General features: G+C 64.6%; 19 protein-coding genes. 14 read left to right on the top strand and 5 right to left on the bottom strand.

Annotated elements, in window-relative coordinates:
• Positions 1–7: 7 nt before the first annotated feature.
• Complete coding sequence (locus BM198_RS15750; RefSeq protein ID WP_074971194.1) at positions 8–1,735, bottom strand: CoA transferase; 1,728 nt, start codon at positions 1,733–1,735, stop codon at positions 8–10.
• A gap of 299 nt (positions 1,736–2,034) precedes the next feature.
• Between BM198_RS15750 and BM198_RS15745 the strand changes: the two genes are divergently transcribed.
• The 12 genes from BM198_RS15745 to BM198_RS15690 all read left to right on the top strand — a co-directional run bounded on the left by BM198_RS15745 (position 2,035) and on the right by BM198_RS15690 (position 13,424).
• Positions 2,035–2,970, top strand: coding sequence for a helix-turn-helix transcriptional regulator (locus BM198_RS15745; RefSeq protein ID WP_044407622.1), 936 nt, complete (start codon positions 2,035–2,037; stop codon positions 2,968–2,970).
• 32 nt (positions 2,971–3,002) lie between these two features.
• Positions 3,003–4,061 carry an aminotransferase class I/II-fold pyridoxal phosphate-dependent enzyme gene (locus tag BM198_RS15740; protein WP_074971191.1) on the top strand — a complete coding sequence of 353 codons (1,059 nt, stop codon included), beginning with the start codon at positions 3,003–3,005 and terminating at the stop codon, positions 4,059–4,061.
• A 2-nt stretch (positions 4,062–4,063) separates the two neighbouring features.
• A complete protein-coding gene (moeB, locus tag BM198_RS15735) occupies positions 4,064–5,263 on the top strand; it encodes a molybdopterin-synthase adenylyltransferase MoeB (protein ID WP_074971189.1) in 1,200 nt (399 codons plus the stop codon).
• 10 nt (positions 5,264–5,273) lie between these two features.
• Complete coding sequence (locus BM198_RS15730; protein WP_044407628.1) at positions 5,274–5,681, top strand: M67 family metallopeptidase; 408 nt, start codon at positions 5,274–5,276, stop codon at positions 5,679–5,681.
• Positions 5,682–5,711: 30 nt separating this feature from the next.
• Positions 5,712–6,005: a MoaD/ThiS family protein gene (locus BM198_RS15725; protein ID WP_044407630.1), complete on the top strand. Its 294-nt coding sequence runs from the start codon at positions 5,712–5,714 to the stop codon at positions 6,003–6,005.
• 11 nt (positions 6,006–6,016) lie between these two features.
• A complete protein-coding gene (locus BM198_RS15720; protein ID WP_074971187.1) occupies positions 6,017–6,850 on the top strand; it encodes a tryptophan 2,3-dioxygenase in 834 nt (277 codons plus the stop codon).
• Between the two features lie 17 nt (positions 6,851–6,867).
• On the top strand, positions 6,868–8,214 hold the full coding sequence (locus BM198_RS15715; RefSeq protein WP_074971185.1) for an FAD-dependent oxidoreductase: 1,347 nt from the start codon (positions 6,868–6,870) through the stop codon (positions 8,212–8,214).
• On the top strand, positions 8,211–9,077 hold the full coding sequence (locus BM198_RS15710; RefSeq protein WP_074971182.1) for an alpha/beta hydrolase: 867 nt from the start codon (positions 8,211–8,213) through the stop codon (positions 9,075–9,077). The genes BM198_RS15715 and BM198_RS15710 overlap by 4 nt, the downstream gene beginning before the upstream one ends.
• Positions 9,074–9,484 (top strand): GlcG/HbpS family heme-binding protein, encoded by a 411-nt coding sequence (locus tag BM198_RS15705; protein ID WP_074971180.1) that lies wholly within the window; start codon positions 9,074–9,076, stop codon positions 9,482–9,484. Before BM198_RS15710 ends, BM198_RS15705 begins: the two co-directional genes overlap by 4 nt.
• A 99-nt stretch (positions 9,485–9,583) precedes the next feature.
• Positions 9,584–10,255 (top strand): nitroreductase, encoded by a 672-nt coding sequence (locus BM198_RS15700; protein WP_074971178.1) that lies wholly within the window; start codon positions 9,584–9,586, stop codon positions 10,253–10,255.
• A gap of 101 nt (positions 10,256–10,356) precedes the next feature.
• Entirely contained in the window at positions 10,357–12,357 is a 2,001-nt protein-coding gene (locus tag BM198_RS15695; RefSeq protein ID WP_074971176.1) for a peptidase U32 family protein, read from the top strand.
• Positions 12,358–12,926: 569 nt separating this feature from the next.
• Positions 12,927–13,424, top strand: a complete 498-nt coding sequence (locus BM198_RS15690; RefSeq protein WP_074971174.1) for a BRO-N domain-containing protein — start codon at positions 12,927–12,929, stop codon at positions 13,422–13,424.
• A 143-nt stretch (positions 13,425–13,567) separates the two neighbouring features.
• Here the strand turns inward: BM198_RS15690 and BM198_RS29660 are convergent, their stop codons facing one another.
• Together BM198_RS29660 and BM198_RS15685 are read right to left on the bottom strand one after the other, a co-directional pair.
• Complete coding sequence (locus BM198_RS29660; RefSeq protein ID WP_139233630.1) at positions 13,568–14,041, bottom strand: hypothetical protein; 474 nt, start codon at positions 14,039–14,041, stop codon at positions 13,568–13,570.
• Positions 14,031–14,459, bottom strand: coding sequence for an EVE domain-containing protein (locus tag BM198_RS15685; RefSeq protein ID WP_074971172.1), 429 nt, complete (start codon positions 14,457–14,459; stop codon positions 14,031–14,033). Before BM198_RS15685 ends, BM198_RS29660 begins: the two co-directional genes overlap by 11 nt.
• Positions 14,460–14,750: 291 nt before the next feature.
• Between BM198_RS15685 and BM198_RS15680 the strand changes: the two genes are divergently transcribed.
• On the top strand, positions 14,751–16,058 hold the full coding sequence (locus BM198_RS15680) for a patatin-like phospholipase family protein (RefSeq protein WP_083422392.1): 1,308 nt from the start codon (positions 14,751–14,753) through the stop codon (positions 16,056–16,058).
• An 813-nt stretch (positions 16,059–16,871) separates the two neighbouring features.
• On the opposite strand, the gene BM198_RS15675 is transcribed toward BM198_RS15680, so the two are convergent.
• Positions 16,872–17,531, bottom strand: coding sequence for a hypothetical protein (locus BM198_RS15675; RefSeq protein ID WP_074971168.1), 660 nt, complete (start codon positions 17,529–17,531; stop codon positions 16,872–16,874).
• A gap of 175 nt (positions 17,532–17,706) precedes the next feature.
• Positions 17,707–18,165, bottom strand: a complete 459-nt coding sequence (locus tag BM198_RS15670) for a winged helix-turn-helix transcriptional regulator (protein ID WP_074971166.1) — start codon at positions 18,163–18,165, stop codon at positions 17,707–17,709.
• A 90-nt stretch (positions 18,166–18,255) separates the two neighbouring features.
• On the opposite strand from BM198_RS15670, the gene BM198_RS15665 reads away from it, so the two are divergent.
• Entirely contained in the window at positions 18,256–19,197 is a 942-nt protein-coding gene (locus BM198_RS15665) for an aromatic alcohol reductase (protein WP_074971164.1), read from the top strand.
• Positions 19,198–19,200 lie beyond the last annotated feature (3 nt).

Below are 19,200 nucleotides of genomic sequence, written 5' to 3'. Positions count from 1 at the left end.
ATCGACCTCAAGCGTTGATGATCCAGGGGCTGGCGGTACGCAGGCCGTATTCGTCACGGCCCAGGGCACAGCCCAACCAGGGGTGGGCGCCGACATCGGCGGCGCAGCGGGAGATGCGGCTGGCGGGAATGCCCCGCGCAGACAGGTGGGCCAGGGCTTCGCCACTGGCCAGGTGCCCAAGGCTCGCCACCTCGGAGGGGTCGGCACCGTCGAGCATCAGGTGGCCGTCGGCGCAGGCCAGTACCTGCCCCGCGTCGGCAATGGCGGCCTCCAGCAGCAGGCCGGCGGCGCCGCTCATGCTGGAATCGAGGCCGCCGGCCAGGCCGTGGACGTGGCGCTGGTAGAGCGCGGCAACCAGGCCCTCGGCCAGGGCAGCGCCGCCCAGCACGTCCACCAGGGTGAGCAGCGCGCCGGCCGGCCGGTCGTGCTGCTGGATGCGGGCGGCCAGGCCGCTGTGGGCCTGGATCATGAAGTCGGTGCCCAGGGGGTCGTCCGCTCCAGGGTGGCGCCCGCAGCCGGAGGCCGAGCCGTACACCAGGCCCGGGGCATGGCGGCGCAGCGCCTCGGCAGTCAGCCCCAGGCGCTCGGCGCGTCCGGGCGCCCAGTTGTGCAGGAAGGCATCGCAGCCCTCCAGCAACTGCCCCAACCGGGCCTGCCCGGCTTCGCTGCGCACGTCCAGCTCGACCCAGGGCTTGCCCCGGTTGATCGCCTGAAAGTGCACGGACAGGCCGCCCACCAAAGGCGCCATGCCGCGCATCGGATCACCGCCCGGCGGCTCGATGCGCGTGACCTGCATGCCCAGCTCCCGCAGCAGGTGCCCCGCCAACGGCCCCTGGATCAGCCGGCAGGCCTCCAGCCCCGCGAGGCCGGCCAGGGGCTGGGCCGCGCTGGAGGGCGCGCGCGCCAGGGCAGCGGCCGATACGGGCGGGTCAAAGGCCCAGGGGCCTTGGGCACAGTCTTCCCGGGGCGCCAGGCGCAGGGTGCAGAGGTTGACCCCGGCATCCCGGGCCAGGCAGTTCAGGTCGGCCAGGCGATAGCGCGCACAGGCGCGGAACAGCGAGGGCGGCAACCACGCCGTGGCGGTGGTGTAGCGCTGCATGAACGGCGGCCAGCCGGCGGCGATGTCCGCCAGGGACACCCCCAGGCCTTCCCAGAAGCGGCGCCAGGCCTCCGGGTCGAGGGCTTCCAGCTCGAAGCGCAGGCCTTCGCCACTGGTAAAAGGCGGGTGCTGCCAATCGGCGCCACCCGGCACCGGCAGCACCTGCCCGGCATCGTCCATCGCCAGGTACTGGGCCATCGCCAGCAGGCCGGCGCCGCCCAGGCTGAGGTGCACCTCGTGGCTGCTGCTGCCCCGGCGCTGCCCGAGCAGGGCGGCCACGGCTGCGGTGGACGCCAGGGAGGCCGTCAGCACCGCAAGGTAGTCCACCCCCAGGGTGAACAGCCCACCGGCGCTGCGCCCATGCCAGCCCACCAGCCCGCAGGCCGCCTGGGCCAGCGCCTCGCTCACCGGCTGTACCCCGCAGGGCCAGCCACGCACATATAAAGTGACCCGCGCGCCGGCGGCATCCTCCAGCCAGGCCGTCAGTTGGCCATCCAGGCCTTGCACACCCGCTGCCGCGCATACCCGCGCGCCCAGCAAGCCCATGCGCAGGGCCAGCGCCTCGCGGGTGGCCTGCAGCCCGGTCGGGGCTTCGGCCAGCCGCAGGGTCACGCCTTCCAGGGGCCGTATCGACATGAACAACTCCTTCGTTCCTGTTCGCGCTTCCTGCACCCGGAGCGCCGAACCCCTCTATCTCCAGGGCCTGCGGCAATCCGTTGCAGGTCGATGGGAGGATCATACTTCCTTGATTAATGCTAATCATTCGCATTACATATGCACTCCGGCGATTTTCATATGCAGTTCCGGCGAGGCAGTTTTTTGCGCACTTCGCCTGTGCTCTGATGCGTCGGCGAACCCAGTCAAGGACGGTGATCACTGCGCCCGGATGGAGCCCCGCACAGGCACACCGGGCGAGTGATGAGGAGTGATTTGCTATGAACGGTTTGGCACAACCCAAGCTGGCCAGCGCCCAGCAACTCAAGGAATGGACACGCCACCAGACGGCATCGGCCCAGGGCCAGGCGCTGATCGAGCGGCTGGACTGCGAGGCCGGGTTCTCCCTGGTGCGCTCGCGGGTCTCCTCGGGCCGCATCCTGCGGGAGGTCTGCGAGCACGATGGCAACGACCGCACCCTGGTCATCACCTTCGGGCTTTCCGGCCAGTCCGAGTTTCTCGACCGAGTCGGCAATGCCCTGCCCTTCGCGGCGAACCACACCACGGTCTCGGTGTTCCAGGCCGGCACCGGCGAGCGTCGCTACGCCGCCAACGAGCCCATCCAGCAACTGCGCCTGGTGGTGTCGGAGTCGACCCTGACCCGCTACATCGGGCCCGAGCGCTGCGGCCGCCTGCTGGGCAAGGCCCTGCGCCACAACGAGAGCTTCCGGCAGATCGCCTACAACGGCAGCTGCAGCAGCGAACACCTGCGCTTCTTCAAGAACCCCCGGGTCGGCGAGCACGACGGCCTGCGCCAGCGCATCCATGCCCTGAGCCTGCTGGCCGAGCAGCTCAACCTGCTGGCCCCCGCCACGCCCCAGGCCGAGCGCATCAGCGGCCGTGACCTGGATGTGATGGAGCGAATCGAGGCCTACATGCGCGCCAACCTCGGCCAGCCGCTGAACAACGCCTGCCTCTGCGCCGCGCTGGGCATCAGCGAATACAAGCTCAAGGAGTGCTTCCGCCACGCCTACGGCACCAGCCCCGCCCACCACCTGCTGGAGATGCGCATGCAGCGCGCGCAGGAGCTGCTCGCCGCCGGCTACCGGGTCTCGGAGACGGCCTACCAGGTGGGCTACCAGCACCCGAACAACTTCAGCGCCGCCTTCCTCAAGTTCTTCGGCTACACCCCGAAGTCGGTACGCAGCGGCCGCTAGCCACCCACGAACGCCCAACCCGGGAACCTGACATGAACCACCTATCCAGCGCCCGCCACGCGGCGGGCGAAGGGGACGCCTGCGCCTTGCAAACGCCCCTCTGCCTCAACCTCAACGAATCCCCCTATGGCGTACCGCCGGCTGCGCGGCAGGCGGCCAGCGAGGCCATCGGCCTGTCCTCGCGCTACCAGTTCGAGCGGGTGGAGGCGCTGCGCCAGGCCCTTGCCCAGCGCCATGGCGTGCCGCTGGAATGGGTCTCGCTGTACCCCGGTTCCAACCGCGCCCTGCACTACGCCACCCTGGCCTTCACCCGGGCCGATGCGCCGCTGGTGGTGGCCGCGCCGGGCTACCCGGTGCCCGAGCAGGCCGCACGCCTGCATGGCCGGGCGGTGTGCCGGGTGCCCCTGCTGGCGGACGGCGGGCACGACGTGCAGGCCATGCTCGCCGCCAGCGAGGACGGGCTGATCTACATCGCCAACCCCAACAACCCCACCGGCACCGTCACCTCCCACGCAGCGCTGCTGGCTCTGGTGGAACAGGCCGGCGCCCTGCCCCACCCGCCGGTGGTGCTGATCGACGAGGCCTACCTGGAGTTCAGCGACGAACCTTCGATGATCCCGGCAGTCAGCGCCCACCCCGGCCTGGTGGTCACCCGCACCTTCTCCAAGATCCACGGCCTCGCCGGGCTGCGCCTGGGCTATGCCATCGCCCAGCCCGCCGTGCTGGACCGCATGCACACCCAGCCGGCCCACGACGTGCCGGTGCCGGCCGTTGCCGCCGCGCTGGCCTGCCTGCACGACGAGGCCGAATGCGCCCGGCGCAAGGCCGCCAACACGGCCCAGCGCGAGGCCTTCTGCGCCTGGCTGGACCACCAGGGCCTGCGCTACAGCCCGTCCCGGAGCAACTGCGTGCTGATCGACTGCCAGCGCCCGGCCGCAGAGGTGATCGCCACCCTGGCCGCCGGCGGCATCCGCGTCGGCCGCCCCTGGCCCGGCCTGGAACAGCGGCTGCGCGTGACCCTCGGCACCCCCGATGAAATGACCCGGCTCCGGCACGCCCTGAGCCAGGCCCTCGACCTGCCCCGGAGCTGAACATGACTGCCTTTACCCCGACTCCCCTGCCCCGCACCCTCGGCCCCCTGGTCAGCGACCAGGCCACCCTCAGCGCCGAGGAGCGCGCCCGCTACAGCCGCCACATCCTGCTGCCGGAGTTCGGCCTGGCCGGCCAGCAGCGCCTGAAGAACGCCCGCGTGCTGGTGATCGGTGCCGGCGGCCTGGGCTCACCGACCCTGCTGTACCTGGCAGCAGCCGGTGTCGGCACCCTGGGCATCGTCGACTTCGACCGGGTGGACGCCTCCAACCTGCAGCGCCAGGTGATCCACCGCATGGACACCCTCGGCGAGCTGAAGACCGAGAGCGCCAAGCGCACCCTCGCCGCGCTCAACCCGCACGTGCAGGTGAACCTGCACGACCTGCGCCTGCACAACGACAACGCCGTGGCGCTGTTCCAGGGCTACGACCTGATCATCGACGGCGCCGACAACTTCGCCACCCGCTACCTGGTCAACGACGCCTGCGTCCTGGCCGGCAAGCCCTACGTCTGGGGCTCCATCTACCGCTTCGAAGGCCAGGCCAGCGTGTTCTGGGAAAACGCCCCCGGCGGCGGCCTGAACTACCGCGACCTCTACCCCGAGCCGCCCCCGCCGGAGCTGGCGCCGTCCTGCTCGGAGGGCGGCGTGCTCGGCGTGCTCTGCGCCGCCGTGGCCTCGGTGATGGGCACCGAGGCGATCAAGCTGCTGACCGGGATCGGCGAATCCCTGCTGGGCACGCTGATGGTCTACGACGCCCTGCGCATGCGTTACCGCTACCTGCCCCTGCAGCGCGATCCGCAGCGCCAGCCCATCACCGCGTTGCAGGACTACCCGCAGCTGTGCGGCCTGGGCCAGCCCGCGGCGCCGGCCACCCCCGTGCCGGTGATCAGCCCGCAGGAGCTACACGCCCTGCTCGGCAGCGGGCAGCCGCCCCGGCTGATCGACGTGCGCGAGCCCAACGAGTGGGACATCGTCCGTATCGAAGGCGCCGAACTGCTGCCCAAGGCCCACGCCCTGGCAAGCCTCGGCCAGGGGCCGCTGGCCGACCGCGAGCAGCCCTACGTGATCTGTTGCAAGGGCGGCAGCCGCTCCCGCGAGGTGGTCGAGGCCATGCTCGCCGCCGGCTACCACAACGTGCGCAACCTTCAGGGCGGCGTGCTCGCCTGGGTGCGCGACGTGGCCCCCGACCAGCCCCGCTACTGAGGACGGCCCGATGCTCACCCTGCCCGCCGCCCTGCGCGATGCCATCGCCCATCAGGCCCGCACCGAGCACCCGCTGGAATGCTGCGGGCTGATCGCCGCCGTGCCCGGCGAGCCCGGCAGCCTGCGCCTGGTGCCGATGCACAACGCTGCCCAGGCCGAGGACTTCTTCAGTTTCGAGCCCCTGCAGCAACTGCGTGTGTGGCGCGAGATGAACGGCCGGGGCGAAGTGCCCCTGGTGCTCTACCACTCCCACACCGCATCCCGGCCCTACCCCAGCGACACCGACGTGGAGTACGCCGCCGCCTTTCCCGAGGTGTTCCACCTCATCGTCAGCACCGATCCCCGCTTCGACCTGTCGATGCGCTGCTTCCGCATCGAGGACGGCCGAATCCTGGAGCAGCCGCTGGCCTTCGACTGAACCCCATGCCCCCGACCACGAGGAACCGCCATGTCCATCACCATCCACATCCCCACCACCCTGCGCGACCTGACGGCCGGCGCCGCCCAGGTCAGCGCCCAGGGCGACAGCCTGGGTGAAGTCATCGACGACCTGGAGCGCCGCTGGCCGGGCCTGGAGCAGCGCCTGCTGAAGGGCCGCACCCTGGTGCGCTTCATGAACCTGTACGTCAACGACCAGGACGTGCGCTTCCACGGCGGCCTGGAGGCCCGTGTCGCCCCCGGCGACGAGATCACCATCCTGCCCGCCGTCGCCGGTGGCCAGGACTGCCGGAACCCGGCATAGGAGCGGCGACCATGGGATGCCCCTTTTCCGGCGCCAGGAACGCCCTGGCGACCCGTACCGGCGACGGCCGCTACGGTGACTACCTGAGCCTGCAGCACATCCTGCACAGCCAGGTGCCCCGCTCGGAGGTACCGGACGAACTGCTGTTCATCATCCAGCACCAGACCGCCGAACTGTGGATGAAGCTGATGCTCCACGAGCTGACCCTCGCCACCCACCACGTCGGCCGCCAGGACCTGCCCCGCACCTTCAAGGCGCTGACCCGCGTGCAGCGGATCATGGAGCACCTGATCCACGCCTGGAGCGTGCTCGCCACCCTCACCCCCAATGACTTCCTGGCCATGCGCCCGGCCCTGGGCAGCGCCTCCGGCCACCAGTCGGTGCAGTTCCGCGAAATCGAATTCCTCCTCGGCAACAAGTGCGCCCGCCACCTGGAAGACCACGCCGAGGACCCGGCAGCGCTGCGCGCCCTGCAGGCACGGCTGCTGGCGCCCTCGCTCTATGACGAGGTGGTGCGCCTGCTGGCCGCGCGCGGCCTGGCCATCGACCCCTCGCGTCTGCAGGCCGCCGTCGACGAACCCACCGGCTACGACGCCTCGGTGGAGGCCGCCTGGCTCACCGTCTACCGCGCTCCCGACGCCCACCGCGACCTCTACGAGCTGGCCGAGCAACTGGTGGCGCTGGAGGACAACGTCAGGCACTGGCGCTTCCGCCACATCGGCATGGTCGAGCGGGTCATCGGCCGTCGCCAGGGCACCGGCGGCAGCAGCGGCGCCGACTACCTGCGCAAGACCCTCGACACGCTGCTGTTCCCCGAACTGTGGAACCTGCGCACCGTCCTCTGAACCCAGGAGATTTCCCGATGGCAGAACATCGCACCGCCCTGATCGTCGGCGGTGGGCTCACCGGCCCGCTGCTGGCGTGCCTGCTGCAGCGCCAGGGCTGGCAGGTCACCGTGCTCGAACAACGCCCCGACCCGCGCCTGCACACCGCCCAGGCCGGCAAGTCGATCAACCTCGCCCTGGCCGAGCGCGGCCTGCAGGCCCTGCGCCAGGCCGGCCTGGACGCAGCCGTGCTGGCCGGCGCCGTGGCCATGCACGGCCGGCGGGTCCATGTGCCGGGCGTGCCGGAGCAATTCCACGCCTACAGCAGCCGAGCCGGGGACGCCATCTGGTCGATCCAGCGCGGCCGCTTCAACCGACTGCTGCTGGACGCGGCACAGGCAGCCGGCGCCCAGCTGCACTTCGACACCCCGCTGGCGGGTATCGACTGGGCGCGCCGCGAGGTCATCGCCGGTGGCCAGCGCTGGCCCTTCGACCTGCTGGTGGGCGCCGACGGTGCCGACTCCGGCGTGCGCCGGGCCATGGCCGAAGGCGGCCCCCTGGGCGAACGCCGCGAGCGCCAGCCCCACGGCTACAAGGAGCTGAACATCCCCGCCTCCGGGCGCCTGCTGGCCGATGCCCTGCACATCTGGCCCCGAGGCGGGCACATGAGCATCGCCCTGCCGAACATCGACGGCAGCTTCACCACCACGCTGTTCCTGCCCCACGACGACGGCAGCGCCGACTGCTTCGCCCAACTGCCGGACGGCCCCACCGCGCGGCGCTGGTTCGACACCCACTACAGCGACCTCTCCGCCGAACTGCCGGACCTGGAGGCGGACTTCGAGCACAACCCCATCGGCCAGCTCGGCACCCTTTGGCTGGAGCGTTGGCACGCCCAGGGCTGCGCCGTACTGGTGGGCGATGCGGCTCACCCGATGGTGCCGTTCCACGGCCAGGGCATGAACTGCGGGCTGGAGGATGTGCTGGCCCTGGCCCGCCACCTGGCCCGGCCGCAACCCCTGGACGCCGCCCTGCAGGCCTACGCCGAAGAGCGCCGGCCCAATGCCGGCGCGATCCAGGCCATGGCCCTGGAGAACTACGTGGAAATGCGCGAACGAGTGCGCGCAGCGGACTACCAGCTGGAGCGCCAACTGGCCGCGTGGCTGGAGGCCCGCCACCCGGGGCGCTTCGTGCCGCGCTACAGCATGGTCACCTTCAGTTGCCTGCCCTACGCCACGGCCTTCGCCCGGGGCGAGGTGCAGGCCCGCCTGCTGCGGGAGGCCGTGCAGGGTTGCGAGCGCTTCGAGCAGATCGACCTGGCCAAGGCCGAGCGCCAGTTGCTCGACCGCCTCGACCCGCTGCACCCCCTGGAGGGCGCGGCATGACGGCCCTGCATGACGACCCCTTCGGCCTGCACCTGCCCCTTGAGCAGCGCGAGCGGGCCTACTCGCCGAGCAGCCTGGCGCCCGGCTTCGCCGAGACGCTGCAGCGCTACCACCGTGACAGCCGCGCCGCCGAGGCCCTCTGTGGTCCGGCCGAGGTGCTGCCCTACGGCCCCTCGCCCCGGGAGAAGGTCCTGCTGCTGCCCGCGCCCCAAGCGGCCAGGGCCACCCTGGTGTACGTGCACGGCGGCTACTGGCAGGAGCTGAGTGCCGAGGACTCGCTGTTCCCGGCCCCCGGGCTGCACGCCCAGGGCTGCGACCTGGCGGCGATCGGCTATCGCCTGGCCCCCGAGGCGCGCCTGGAACAGATCGTCGAGCAGGTCGCCAGCGCCCTGCTCCAGCTGCGGACGGCCCTGCTGGCACGGGGGCGCGTACCCCATCTGGTCCTTGCCGGCAGCTCCGCCGGGGCGCACCTGGTGGCGATGATGCTCAGCCACCCCTGGGAGGGGCCGCCGCCGTTCCAGGCGGCCCTGCTGGTCAGCGGCATCTATGAACTGGCGCCGCTGATCGGCACCTACATCGACCAGCCGCTGCAGCTCACGGCAGCGCGTGCCGCCGCCCTCAGCCCCCTGCGCCGGGTGCCCAGCTGCGAAGTCCCGGTGGCCCTGGCCTGGGGCGAGCGGGAAACCGACGCCTTCCAGCAGCAGAGCCGCGCCATGGCCCGCCACCTGGCCCGCTACCTGCCGGTCACCGCAGTGCAGCCCTGCGTAGGGCGCGACCACTTCGACATCCTTTTCGACCTCACCGAGCCGGCCAGCCCCCTCGGCCGCTGCCTCGCCAGCCTCACCCCGGAGCCCATGCGATGAACCAGCGCCCCTGCCTCAGCGACCCGGACGTCCAGGCCATGGCCCAGGCCGCCCGCGCCTTCGCCCGCCAGCAGCAATGGCCGGTGACCGTGGCCATCGTCGACGACGGCGGCCACCTGCTGCACCTGCAACGCCTGGAGGACGCCAGCCCCATGAGCGTGGAGATGGCCACTGCCAAGGCCCGCACCGCCGCGCTGACCCGGCGGCCGACGCAGTTCTACGAGGAACTGATCCTCGGCCAGGGCCGGCTGTCCTTCCTCGCCACTCCGATGACCGGCCTGCTGGAAGGCGGCCTGCCGATCCGCATCGGCGACACCGTGGTCGGCGCCATCGCCGTCTCGGGCGTCACCTCCGCCCAGGACACCCAGGTGGCCCAGGCCGGGATCGACGCCCTGAACAGGGATTGAGCCCCGGCAGCCGCGCCCTCGTCCCTGGCGGTTCTGCTGCTTGCGGCGAACGCCCGGGGCGGCTTCACTGGCGCGGTCCGCCCTGCTGCCGAGGTTTCCATGTCCGTCGCCGAACTGCTCCAGCAACGCACTTCCATCCGCGCCTTCACTGACCAGTCGGTGGACGCTGCCACCGTCCACACCCTGCTCGATGCCGCGCGCTGGTCGCCCTCCGGCGGCAACCTCCAGCCCTGGCAGGTGATCGCCGTGGCCGGGGCCGAGAAGGCCGCCGTCGAGCGCCTGGCCACCGAGACCCTGCTGCGCAACCCGGCCGGCGAAGCAGACGAATTCCCCATCTACCCGGCCGCCCTCGGCGAGCCCTACCGCACCCGCCGCTACCAGGTGGGCGAAGCGCTCTACGCCCTGCTGGGCGTCCCCCGCGAGGACAAGGCCGGCCGGTTGCGGGCCCTGGCGCGCAACTTCCAGTTCTTCGGCGCGCCGGTGGGGCTGTTCTTCGTCATCGACCGCAGCATGGGCCACGGCCAGTGGGCGCACCTGGGCATGTTCATGCAGTCCATCGCCCTGGTGGCCCAGGAGCGCGGTCTCTCCACCTGCATGCAGGAGGCCTGGGGCATGGTGCGCCAGAGCCTGCACCGGCACTTCGCCCTGGCCGAAGACAAGGTGCTCTACTGCGGCATGGCCCTGGGCCACGCCGACCCGCAGGCGCCGGTCAACCAGCTGCGCTCCGAGCGCGCCCCGGTGGAGGCCTTCGCCCGCTTCCAGGGCTTCTGAGGCGGGCAACGGTAGGCGCGCTCGTCGGGACGGGTGCCGGCGCCACGGGCTGCCGCTACAATGCGCGCCTTGCCCGTGTCGCCTGATAAAGAAAAAACACCATGTCCTTGCCCAAGCACCACCTCGAACTGCTCAGCCCCGCCCGTGACGTGCACATCGCCCGCGAGGCCATCCTGCATGGCGCCGACGCCGTCTACATCGGCGGGCCGAGCTTCGGCGCGCGGCACAACGCCTGCAACGAGGTGGCCGATATCGCCCAGCTGGTGGAGTTCGCCCACCGCTTCCACGCCCGCGTGTTCGTCACCATCAACACCATCCTCCACGACGACGAGCTGGAGCCGGCCCGCGCGCTGATCCACCAGCTGTACGACGCTGGCGTCGACGCGCTGATCGTCCAGGACATGGGCGTGATGGACCTGGACATCCCGCCGATCGAGCTGCACGCCAGCACCCAGACCGACATCCGCACCCTGGAGCGGGCCAAGTTCCTCGACCAGGCCGGCTTCTCCCAGCTGGTGCTGGCCCGCGAGCTGAACCTGCAGCAGATCCGCGCCATCGCCGACGAGACCGACGCCGCCATCGAGTTCTTCATCCATGGCGCGCTGTGCGTGGCCTTCTCCGGCCAGTGCAACATCTCCCACGCCCAGACCGGCCGCAGCGCCAACCGGGGCGACTGCTCCCAGGCCTGCCGCCTGCCCTACACCCTGAAGGATGACCAGGGCCGTGTTGTCGCCTTCGAGAAGCACCTGCTGTCCATGAAGGACAACAACCAGAGCGCCAACCTCAGCGCCCTGGTGGATGCCGGCGTGCGCTCCTTCAAGATCGAAGGGCGCTACAAGGACATGGGCTACGTGAAGAACATCACCGCCTACTACCGCCAGCGCCTGGACGGCATCCTCGAAAACCGCCCGGACCTGGCCCGCGCCTCCAGCGGCCGCACCGACCACTTCTTCGTGCCCGACCCGGACAAGACCTTCCACCGTGGCAGCACCGACTACTTCGTCACCGACCGCAAGATCGACATCGGCGCCTTCGACTCCCCCACCTTCACCGGCCTGCTGGTGGGCCATGTGGAGAAGGTCAACAAGCGCGACCTGCTGGTGGTGACCCAGGAGCCGCTGTCCAACGGCGACGGCCTCAATGTGTTGGTCAAGCGTGAAGTGGTGGGCTTCCGCGCCAACATCGCCGAGCCCAAGGGCGAGTTCGAGGAAGACGGCGAGAAGCGCTACCGCTACCGCGTCGAGCCCAACGAGATGCCCGAGGGCCTGTTCCGCCTGCGCCCCAACCACCCGCTCTCGCGCAACCTCGACCACAACTGGCAACAGGCCCTGCAGAAGACCTCCTCCGAGCGCCGCGTCGGCCTCTCCTGGGTTGCCAAGCTGCGTGAAGAGCGCCTGGAACTGACCGCCACCAGCGAGGAAGGCGTCAGCGCCAGCGTCGCCCTGGACGGCCCCTTCGGCGCTGCCAACAAGCCCGAGCAGGCCCTGGAGCAACTGCACGACCTGCTCGGCCAGCTGGGCACCACGATGTACCACGCCGACGCCGTGGAGCTGGCCGCGCCTCAGGCCTTCTTCATCCCCAACTCCCAGCTCAAGGCCCTACGCCGCGAAGCCATCGAGAAGCTCACCGAAGCCCGCGTCGCCGCCCACCCCCGTGGCGGTCGCAAGGCCGAAACCAACCCGCCGCCGGTGTACCCCGAGGCGCACCTGTCGTTCCTTTACAACGTCTACAACCAGAAGGCGCGGGACTTCTACCACCGCCACGGCGTGCAGCTGATCGACGCCGCCTACGAAGCCCACGAGGAAGCAGGCGAAGTACCGGTGATGATCACCAAGCACTGCCTGCGCTTCTCCTTCAACCTCTGCCCCAAGCAGGCCAAGGGCGTCACCGGCGTGCGCACCAAGGTCGCGCCGATGCAGCTGGTGCACGGCGATGAAGTGCTGACCCTGAAGTTCGACTGCAAACCCTGCGAAATGCACGTCATCGGCAAGATGAAGAGCCACATCCTCGACCTGCCCCAGCCCGGCAGCGCCGCGTCCCAGGTGGTCGGCCAGATCAGCCCCGACGACCTGCTCAAGACCATCCGCCGCGCCCCGCACTGACCGCCCCTCCGCAGCGCCCAGGCCCCCGTAGCCTGGGCTTCAGCCCAGGGAACCCGCTCCCGGACTGAAGTCCGAGCTACACCACCAACACCCCGCCCCCAACAACACCCAAGCCCCCGGCCCCGTAGCCTGGGCTTCAGCCCAGGAAACCCACTCCCGGACTGAAGTCCGAGCTACACCACCAACACCCCGCCCCCACAACACACAAGCCCCCCGGACCCCGTAGCCTGGGCTTCAGCCCAGGGAACCCGCTCCCGGACTGAAGTCCGGGCTACACCAACAACACCCCGCCCCACAACACCCAAGCCCCCCGGACCCCGTAGCCTGGGCTTCAGCCCAGGGAACCCGCTCCCGGACTGAAGTCCGGGCTACGCCGCGAACGGCATCGCCCGAACCTCTTGCCCTCGCACCTGCCCATCCCTATCCTGCGCCGGTCACGGTCAATCCCGTGGCCGGGGTTGACAGCCCGAATTAGTAGGCGAGTTGCCTTCAGCCAAACCCGCAAAGCCGTAATCGGCTCGGCTGGCCTAACTGACGGTAAGCAAATGGACCTTAATTGGAACTTCGCCATGCATGACGCATTTACCCCCATCACCTTCCAACGCCACTGCCACCAACTGCGCGCCGTCATGATCGACAACCGCCCCTGGTTCGTCGCCCTCGACTTCGCCCTGATGATCGCCGCCACCCGGCCCTACCGCCTGACCAAACGCCTCTACCCCCACCAATTCCGCTTCGCTTTTCTGCGCTACAGCACAGGCCGCTGCGAAGAGGTGGAATTGGTCAGCGAAGCCGGCCTCTACCGCGCCCTCTACCGCTTCGGCCACCCCGAGCACTGCGCCCTCAGCCAATGGCTCAGCGACGAAGTGATCCCCACCCTCCACGACTACCACCGCGACCCGCACGCCAGCCCGAGGCGCATTCTCATGACTTGGGCCAACCAGCGCATCGCCGCGCTGCACTGGCAAAGCGAAACCTGGATCGCCCGGCAGGACTTGCCGCGTTTCATGGCGGTGCATGACGACCCGCTGTTGGGGGATGGGCCGAGTTGGAGGCGGTTTTTCTAAAGTGCAGAAATGAAAAACGCCGCATGGGAGTGCGGCGTTTTTATATAAGAAATTGATATTTCTGATCAGAAACCCCATTAACAGACCCGCTGAGAAAACAGGCTCAGAACTCAAGCAGCCTTCACGAAATCTCTAGCAGTTTGCTATGAGTTAAGCTCATCCATATATGCATCAATTGCAGCCTTACTACACCCGCCCTGAGTGTACGCATAAAAAACAATAGCTTCACTAACGACGCTCCGAAACTCAGCATTTGTCACTCCAGACCTACCTTTAACGAAAGCTGCAAGTCGGGCATATGCCTCCACTCTTTCCTGAGGAATCTCCAAGTTAGAGATATGAGCATGAGATGCCCTAGCGACACATTCCCCTAGAGTTTCTGCCAGCGCCGCGACCTCACGAGCACTCGCTGATTTTCTAGATGCCATCTCATACACCGCCACAAAGAGAACGCCCAATACACAGACCGCCAGAAGCGCGTACTGAACGACACCATACCCAGAATCTTTTTTAAACAAAAACAAAGACATAATCACAAGCAACATCAACGCAACCAAGGAAAGAGGTTTACTGGCGGCATCTATTATTTCTCGCCACTTCGAGAGATCAACGCTCATGACCTTGCTCCTTCACACGTTTTGCAAACAACTCCTCCAAGATCAAACCTTCACTCTTACTTAAAAGAAAATTACTTCCCATTGGCATATTTAAAATCTGGATATTAGCCAAATCTCTGACGCTCTTTACATCAGTAGCCAAGATGGGTTGATCAAGCCTCCTACTACATATCACATCAACCGAATATCCCTTTTTAGACTCGCTTTGCCACTGATATGGCTTAGATGTTATTTCACCCCTTCCATATATACCTCTGTACTGTGCATCTCCAGCAAGCCAAAAAAACACCACATCACCAACCGACATATCCGATCTATATTGATTTGCCTTCCACCACCCTGTCATGCCAGAAAACAAGACCTCAGAACTTGATATGTCGTACTTTTCCTTCTTGCACTGAAAAATCCAGTAATTCATACCCACTCCATTTAAATATTAGCAATTAGATGAAAATTATATTTGCAACCTTATTGACCACTCAGCGCAAATTTCAATCCATCACCACGACCTCGTACCCTCTTATTAATTTTTAATTTTCGGAAATCTCAAGAACTCTAGCATCACCTAGCAAATGTGCAAAACAGCCATCGAACACCCTTTACCCTGTGTCACCAAATTAACAATTACCCTCTCTGCAATACATAAGTCACGACCACTAAGCGCAAAGAAATATAGATACACCTAAAGCCAACTTTAAAAAACCAAAAAATGATCTACGCTACACTTCTACTTACCCAGCAAAAAAACAAAGGCAAAAAAATGGATATCAGTTTATTCCTCGAAGACAAACGGACCTTGGACATCCTGGATAAAATCCAGACCCATTGTAAGAGCAAACATTTCAGCGACGTACTCGACGACGATGGAAATCAATATGTAGATTTGGTTATGGAAGGCGGCGGCATGCTTGGCATTGCTCTCGTAGGTTATACCTATGCCTTAGAATGTGCAGGAATTCGTTTTTTGGGCTTGGGCGGAACTTCCGCCGGCTCTATAAATGCACTACTCATAGCGGCACTGGGAAAACCCAATCAGCCTAAGGGCGACAAGCTTCTAAATTTGCTGGCCAACCAAAATTTCTACGATTTTGTTGATGGCGACTCAGATTCCAAAGAGCTAATTGAAAGCTGGATCAATGGAGTCGGAAATTTCAAATTAGCATTCAAAGCCATTCAGACCATAGATAACCTTAAAAACGACCTCGGCCTAAACCCCGGAATTGCGTTTTATGAGTGGCTGCAAAAAATATTACTCTCCAATCAGATAAAAAACTATTCAGATCTAAAAGACAGAATGCATGACGCACCCAAGTTAAAACTAAGATCCGGGGAGACCTGGGAAAAACAAGTAGACGAAATATTCAGACTGGCAATAATCACTGCCGACGTCACCACAGAAACAAAAGTAGAACTCCCACGAATGGCCGAGCTCTACTGGAAAGAGGTGAACAAGATCAGTCCAGCGCTCTTTGCCAGAGCCTCCATGTCAATACCATTTTTCTTCCATCCAATGAAAGTAACTGGCATCCCTAAAGACATTAATGCTGAAGCCAGATGGGAGAAGCTGGCAGGGTACTTGATCGAGGAAGAAGGAAAACTCCCGGACCAAGTGCTCTTTATGGACGGAGGAATAATGTCAAACTTCCCTATTGACATATTTCACAACCCCAGCGCCATACCCAAAGCACCCACATTCGGAGTAAAGCTGGAACTAGACAGAAGACTAAAGAAAATTGAAGGCCCCTTGGATTTGCTCGGGGCAATTTTCAATGCCTCAAGACACACCCTAGACTACGATTTCATTCATCGAAACCCCGATTACAGCAGGCTAGTTACATGGATTCCTGCAGAGGGATTTAACTGGCTAGACTTCGAAATGTCCGAAAAACATAAAATCGATCTATTCATAGAGGGAGCCAGTTGCGCAGCAGATTTCCTCTGTAAATTTGACTGGCAAGCATATAAAAAAATCAGGGAAGGCACAGTTACACAGTCGATAAACGCATCCACCAACTAAAAGCATGGCACACACTGTATTCATGCACACGAAAAATATATGACACCAACAGACAACCTCTACCACAACACACAAGGAACGCATTCAGATTTTGCACAAATTTTTAGAACAAGGCAGATATAGAGCAGTTTCCAACCCATACAAGTAGAGCCAGATCACCTTCGACCACTGATTTAGCCAAACAATAACCACCCATAAGAGCCAAACCAAAACTCTGCATGAAATTTTAAGCCGCCTAAATAAATATCAGAAATTTACCAGACGAGGCAATGCGAAAATATATTTAATAAAGTCAGTATACCCCCTTTAAAATTCCGAACTATTTAGCTAGACGATAAACATTCACTAAAGGTATCTAGCTAATAGGTCATTCACTCCATTCACGACTGGGGCTTATTGGTCCGGACAGGTAGGCACGCCATACCCAGCAATACCAAGGAACCTCTTGTTTCTCATCTCAAGCTCTACCGTCGTTACTCGACATCAACGGCAATCGAATGGACTGGAAGTGCCTTTAATCTCCATGCCAGAAACATCAGCAGTAACGCCCGACCGACCACACGCTGCCATGCACTGGCCAGAGTCGCTGATCCGTGGCAGGTGTCACTGGGTCACAACGCAACTCATCGTTCAGGCCGCCAAGCAGAACGCGCTCAACGTTTAGGGCCTGCGTCCCTCCGGCATTCGGGAAGTGGGGGGCTTCTCCGATCCAATCAGGGTGTTCTCGCAGGGTGCGAGCGGCCAATCAGAGCGCGCGGGCAGGACGTGAAACGGCGCCTGCCCCCGCTGAACCGGTGCACTCACCTTGCCCCACTACTCCCTGACGTAAACCCCATCAAAACTCACATTCATGCCGCCGCAATTGTTGTTGTCATCCACGATCAGGAAGCGGCCGACCCGGCTGAACTCCACAGCACAGTCGTACTTGCCGTCGCCTTCCTTGGTCATTGCGTAGCGGCCTTCTGGCTTGAGGGTGCCGTCGATCTCCCCGACGTGGGCGCTGGCGCCGGTGCCCCAGATGGCATCACCGGTCACGTGCAGGCCATTGCCCTGCTCTTGCTGTTCGATGGTGATGGAGCTTGCCGGGGTCTTCCAGGTGCCCAGCCAGTCGGTGGATTGGGGCACGGGGTCGGCGGCCGGTGCGAGGTTCTCCAGCACGATCCAGCCCACGGTTTCACGCTTCTTGCCCTGGTACCAGGCACAGGCCCAGTCGCCTTCGATCTTGTTGACCAGCACCTCATCGCCCTCGATGACGTAGGCCTTCTGCATGCACCCCTCCGATTCGGGGCAGCCCTCGGTGTCCTTGAAGAAGTGCGTCTGGTGCTTGCCCACGACGGTGTAGAGCTTGGTGAACTTGCCCTCGGAGGGGAAGTAGCCGTTCCTGCAGCTGAAGGGCTCGATGTACTCGGCGTGGCTGGGCAGGCAGATGAATGCCAGGGCGCTGGTGAGCAGTAAGGGCGTGATCTTGTGCATGACGGGCCGTTCCTTGCCACGGTGAGGGCTGCGGGGCGAGGGGCCCCGCTGCGAAGAGGGCCGGAATCTATCGACTGGCGCCCGGCAGGGTCAACTCGTACAGCTGTACTAAGCGCCCCCTGTGTAAAGCGGTTGCTGGATGGCGAGGGAGTGATGAAGACAGAAATGGATGCGATTACTCGGAGGGGTCGCGTTCAGGGAGTGCTGGTACGGGAACTTGCCAGGAAGGCTTCCTGCCCTCCTGGCTATCGAAGACGCGACGGGCCGTGCGGAACGCTTCGACGTTCTCGACGACCCAGGTCCAGATAGGAGACATGCGGACCAGCAGGCCCATGCCCAGTGGCGTCAGCTCGTATTCGACACGGGGCGGAATCTCGTCGAACTCGCGTCGGGTCAGCAGGCCATCCCGCTCCATGGAGCGCAGCGTCTTCGTCAGCATCCGCTGGGTTACGCCAGCCATCTGCCGTTTTATCTCCGCGTGGCGCATCGTGCCGTACACGCCCAGGGCGTGCAGGATGCCCAATGACCAGCGACTGCCTGCGTGGGCGAGCACCTCCCGCCTGACGCCATCGTCGTCTTCTCGGAGCGTCTGGCAGATGATTTCCGCCTGTCCAAGTATTTCCTGATCGGTCATTTCTTCCCCCTGGTATCACGCGTGTGCCTTCTTACGGGTGCTGCCGAAGCATGCAAGCATTTGCTCATCTTATCGACAACGAATTCGGAGATGACCGAAGTGGCACAGCTTGCTCCCCAATCAATTCTCGTTCTAGGCGCCGGTGAACTCGGCCTACCCGTTTTGCGCAATCTTGCGCGCGTAGCGCAGCGCGCGCCCGGCTCCCAGATCAGCGTCCTGCTGAGGGACTCGACCATCAACACCCAAGTGCCCGAGAAGAAGGTGGAGATCGATGAGCTGCGGAGTCTGGGCATCCAGATGGTCGCCGCAGACCTGGTGAACGACTCGATCGATCAACTCGCTGAGGTGTTCGCACGGTTCGACACCGTAATAGGGTGCGCAGGCATGGTCGCAGGCCGTGAAACACCCATGAAACTGGCGACGGCAGCGCTGAAGTCGGGCGTGAAGCGCTATTTCCCCTGGCAGTTTGGCGTGGACTTCGAAGTGATCGGCCGGGGCAGCCCCCAGGACCTGTTCGATGCGCAACTCGATGTGCGCGAGCTGCTTCGCGCCCAGGACAAAACCGAGTGGGTGATCATTTCGACGGGCATGTTCACCAGCTTCCTTTTCGAGCCGGTGTTCGAGGTGGTCGACTTCGAAAACGACACCCTGAACGCACTGGGCAGCCTCGAAAACAGCGTCACGCTCACGACGCCGGATGATATCGGTGCCCTGACCGCCGAGATCGTTTTCTTCGAGCCGCGCTTCCGCAACCAGATCATCTACCTCTCAGGCGACACCGTTACCTATGGGCAGGTCGCGGGCATGCTCGAGCGAGTGCTGGGGCGCCCTTTCAAACGCAACGTGTGGACCGTCGAGCATCTGATCCTGGAGTTGGAGAAGGACCCCACCCACCACATCAAGAAATACCGCGCGGTGTTCGCACAAGGCCGGGGTGTCGCGTGGCCGAAGCCAGGCACGTTCAACGAGCAGCAAGGAATCCCCGTGACGACGGCTGAGGAATGGGCCAGGCAGAACCTCGCACACTCCTAAGCG

This window comes from Metapseudomonas otitidis (assembly GCF_900111835.1).
GTDB lineage: Bacteria > Pseudomonadota > Gammaproteobacteria > Pseudomonadales > Pseudomonadaceae > Metapseudomonas > Metapseudomonas otitidis.
This window is presented reverse-complemented; position numbering and strand designations above follow the sequence as displayed.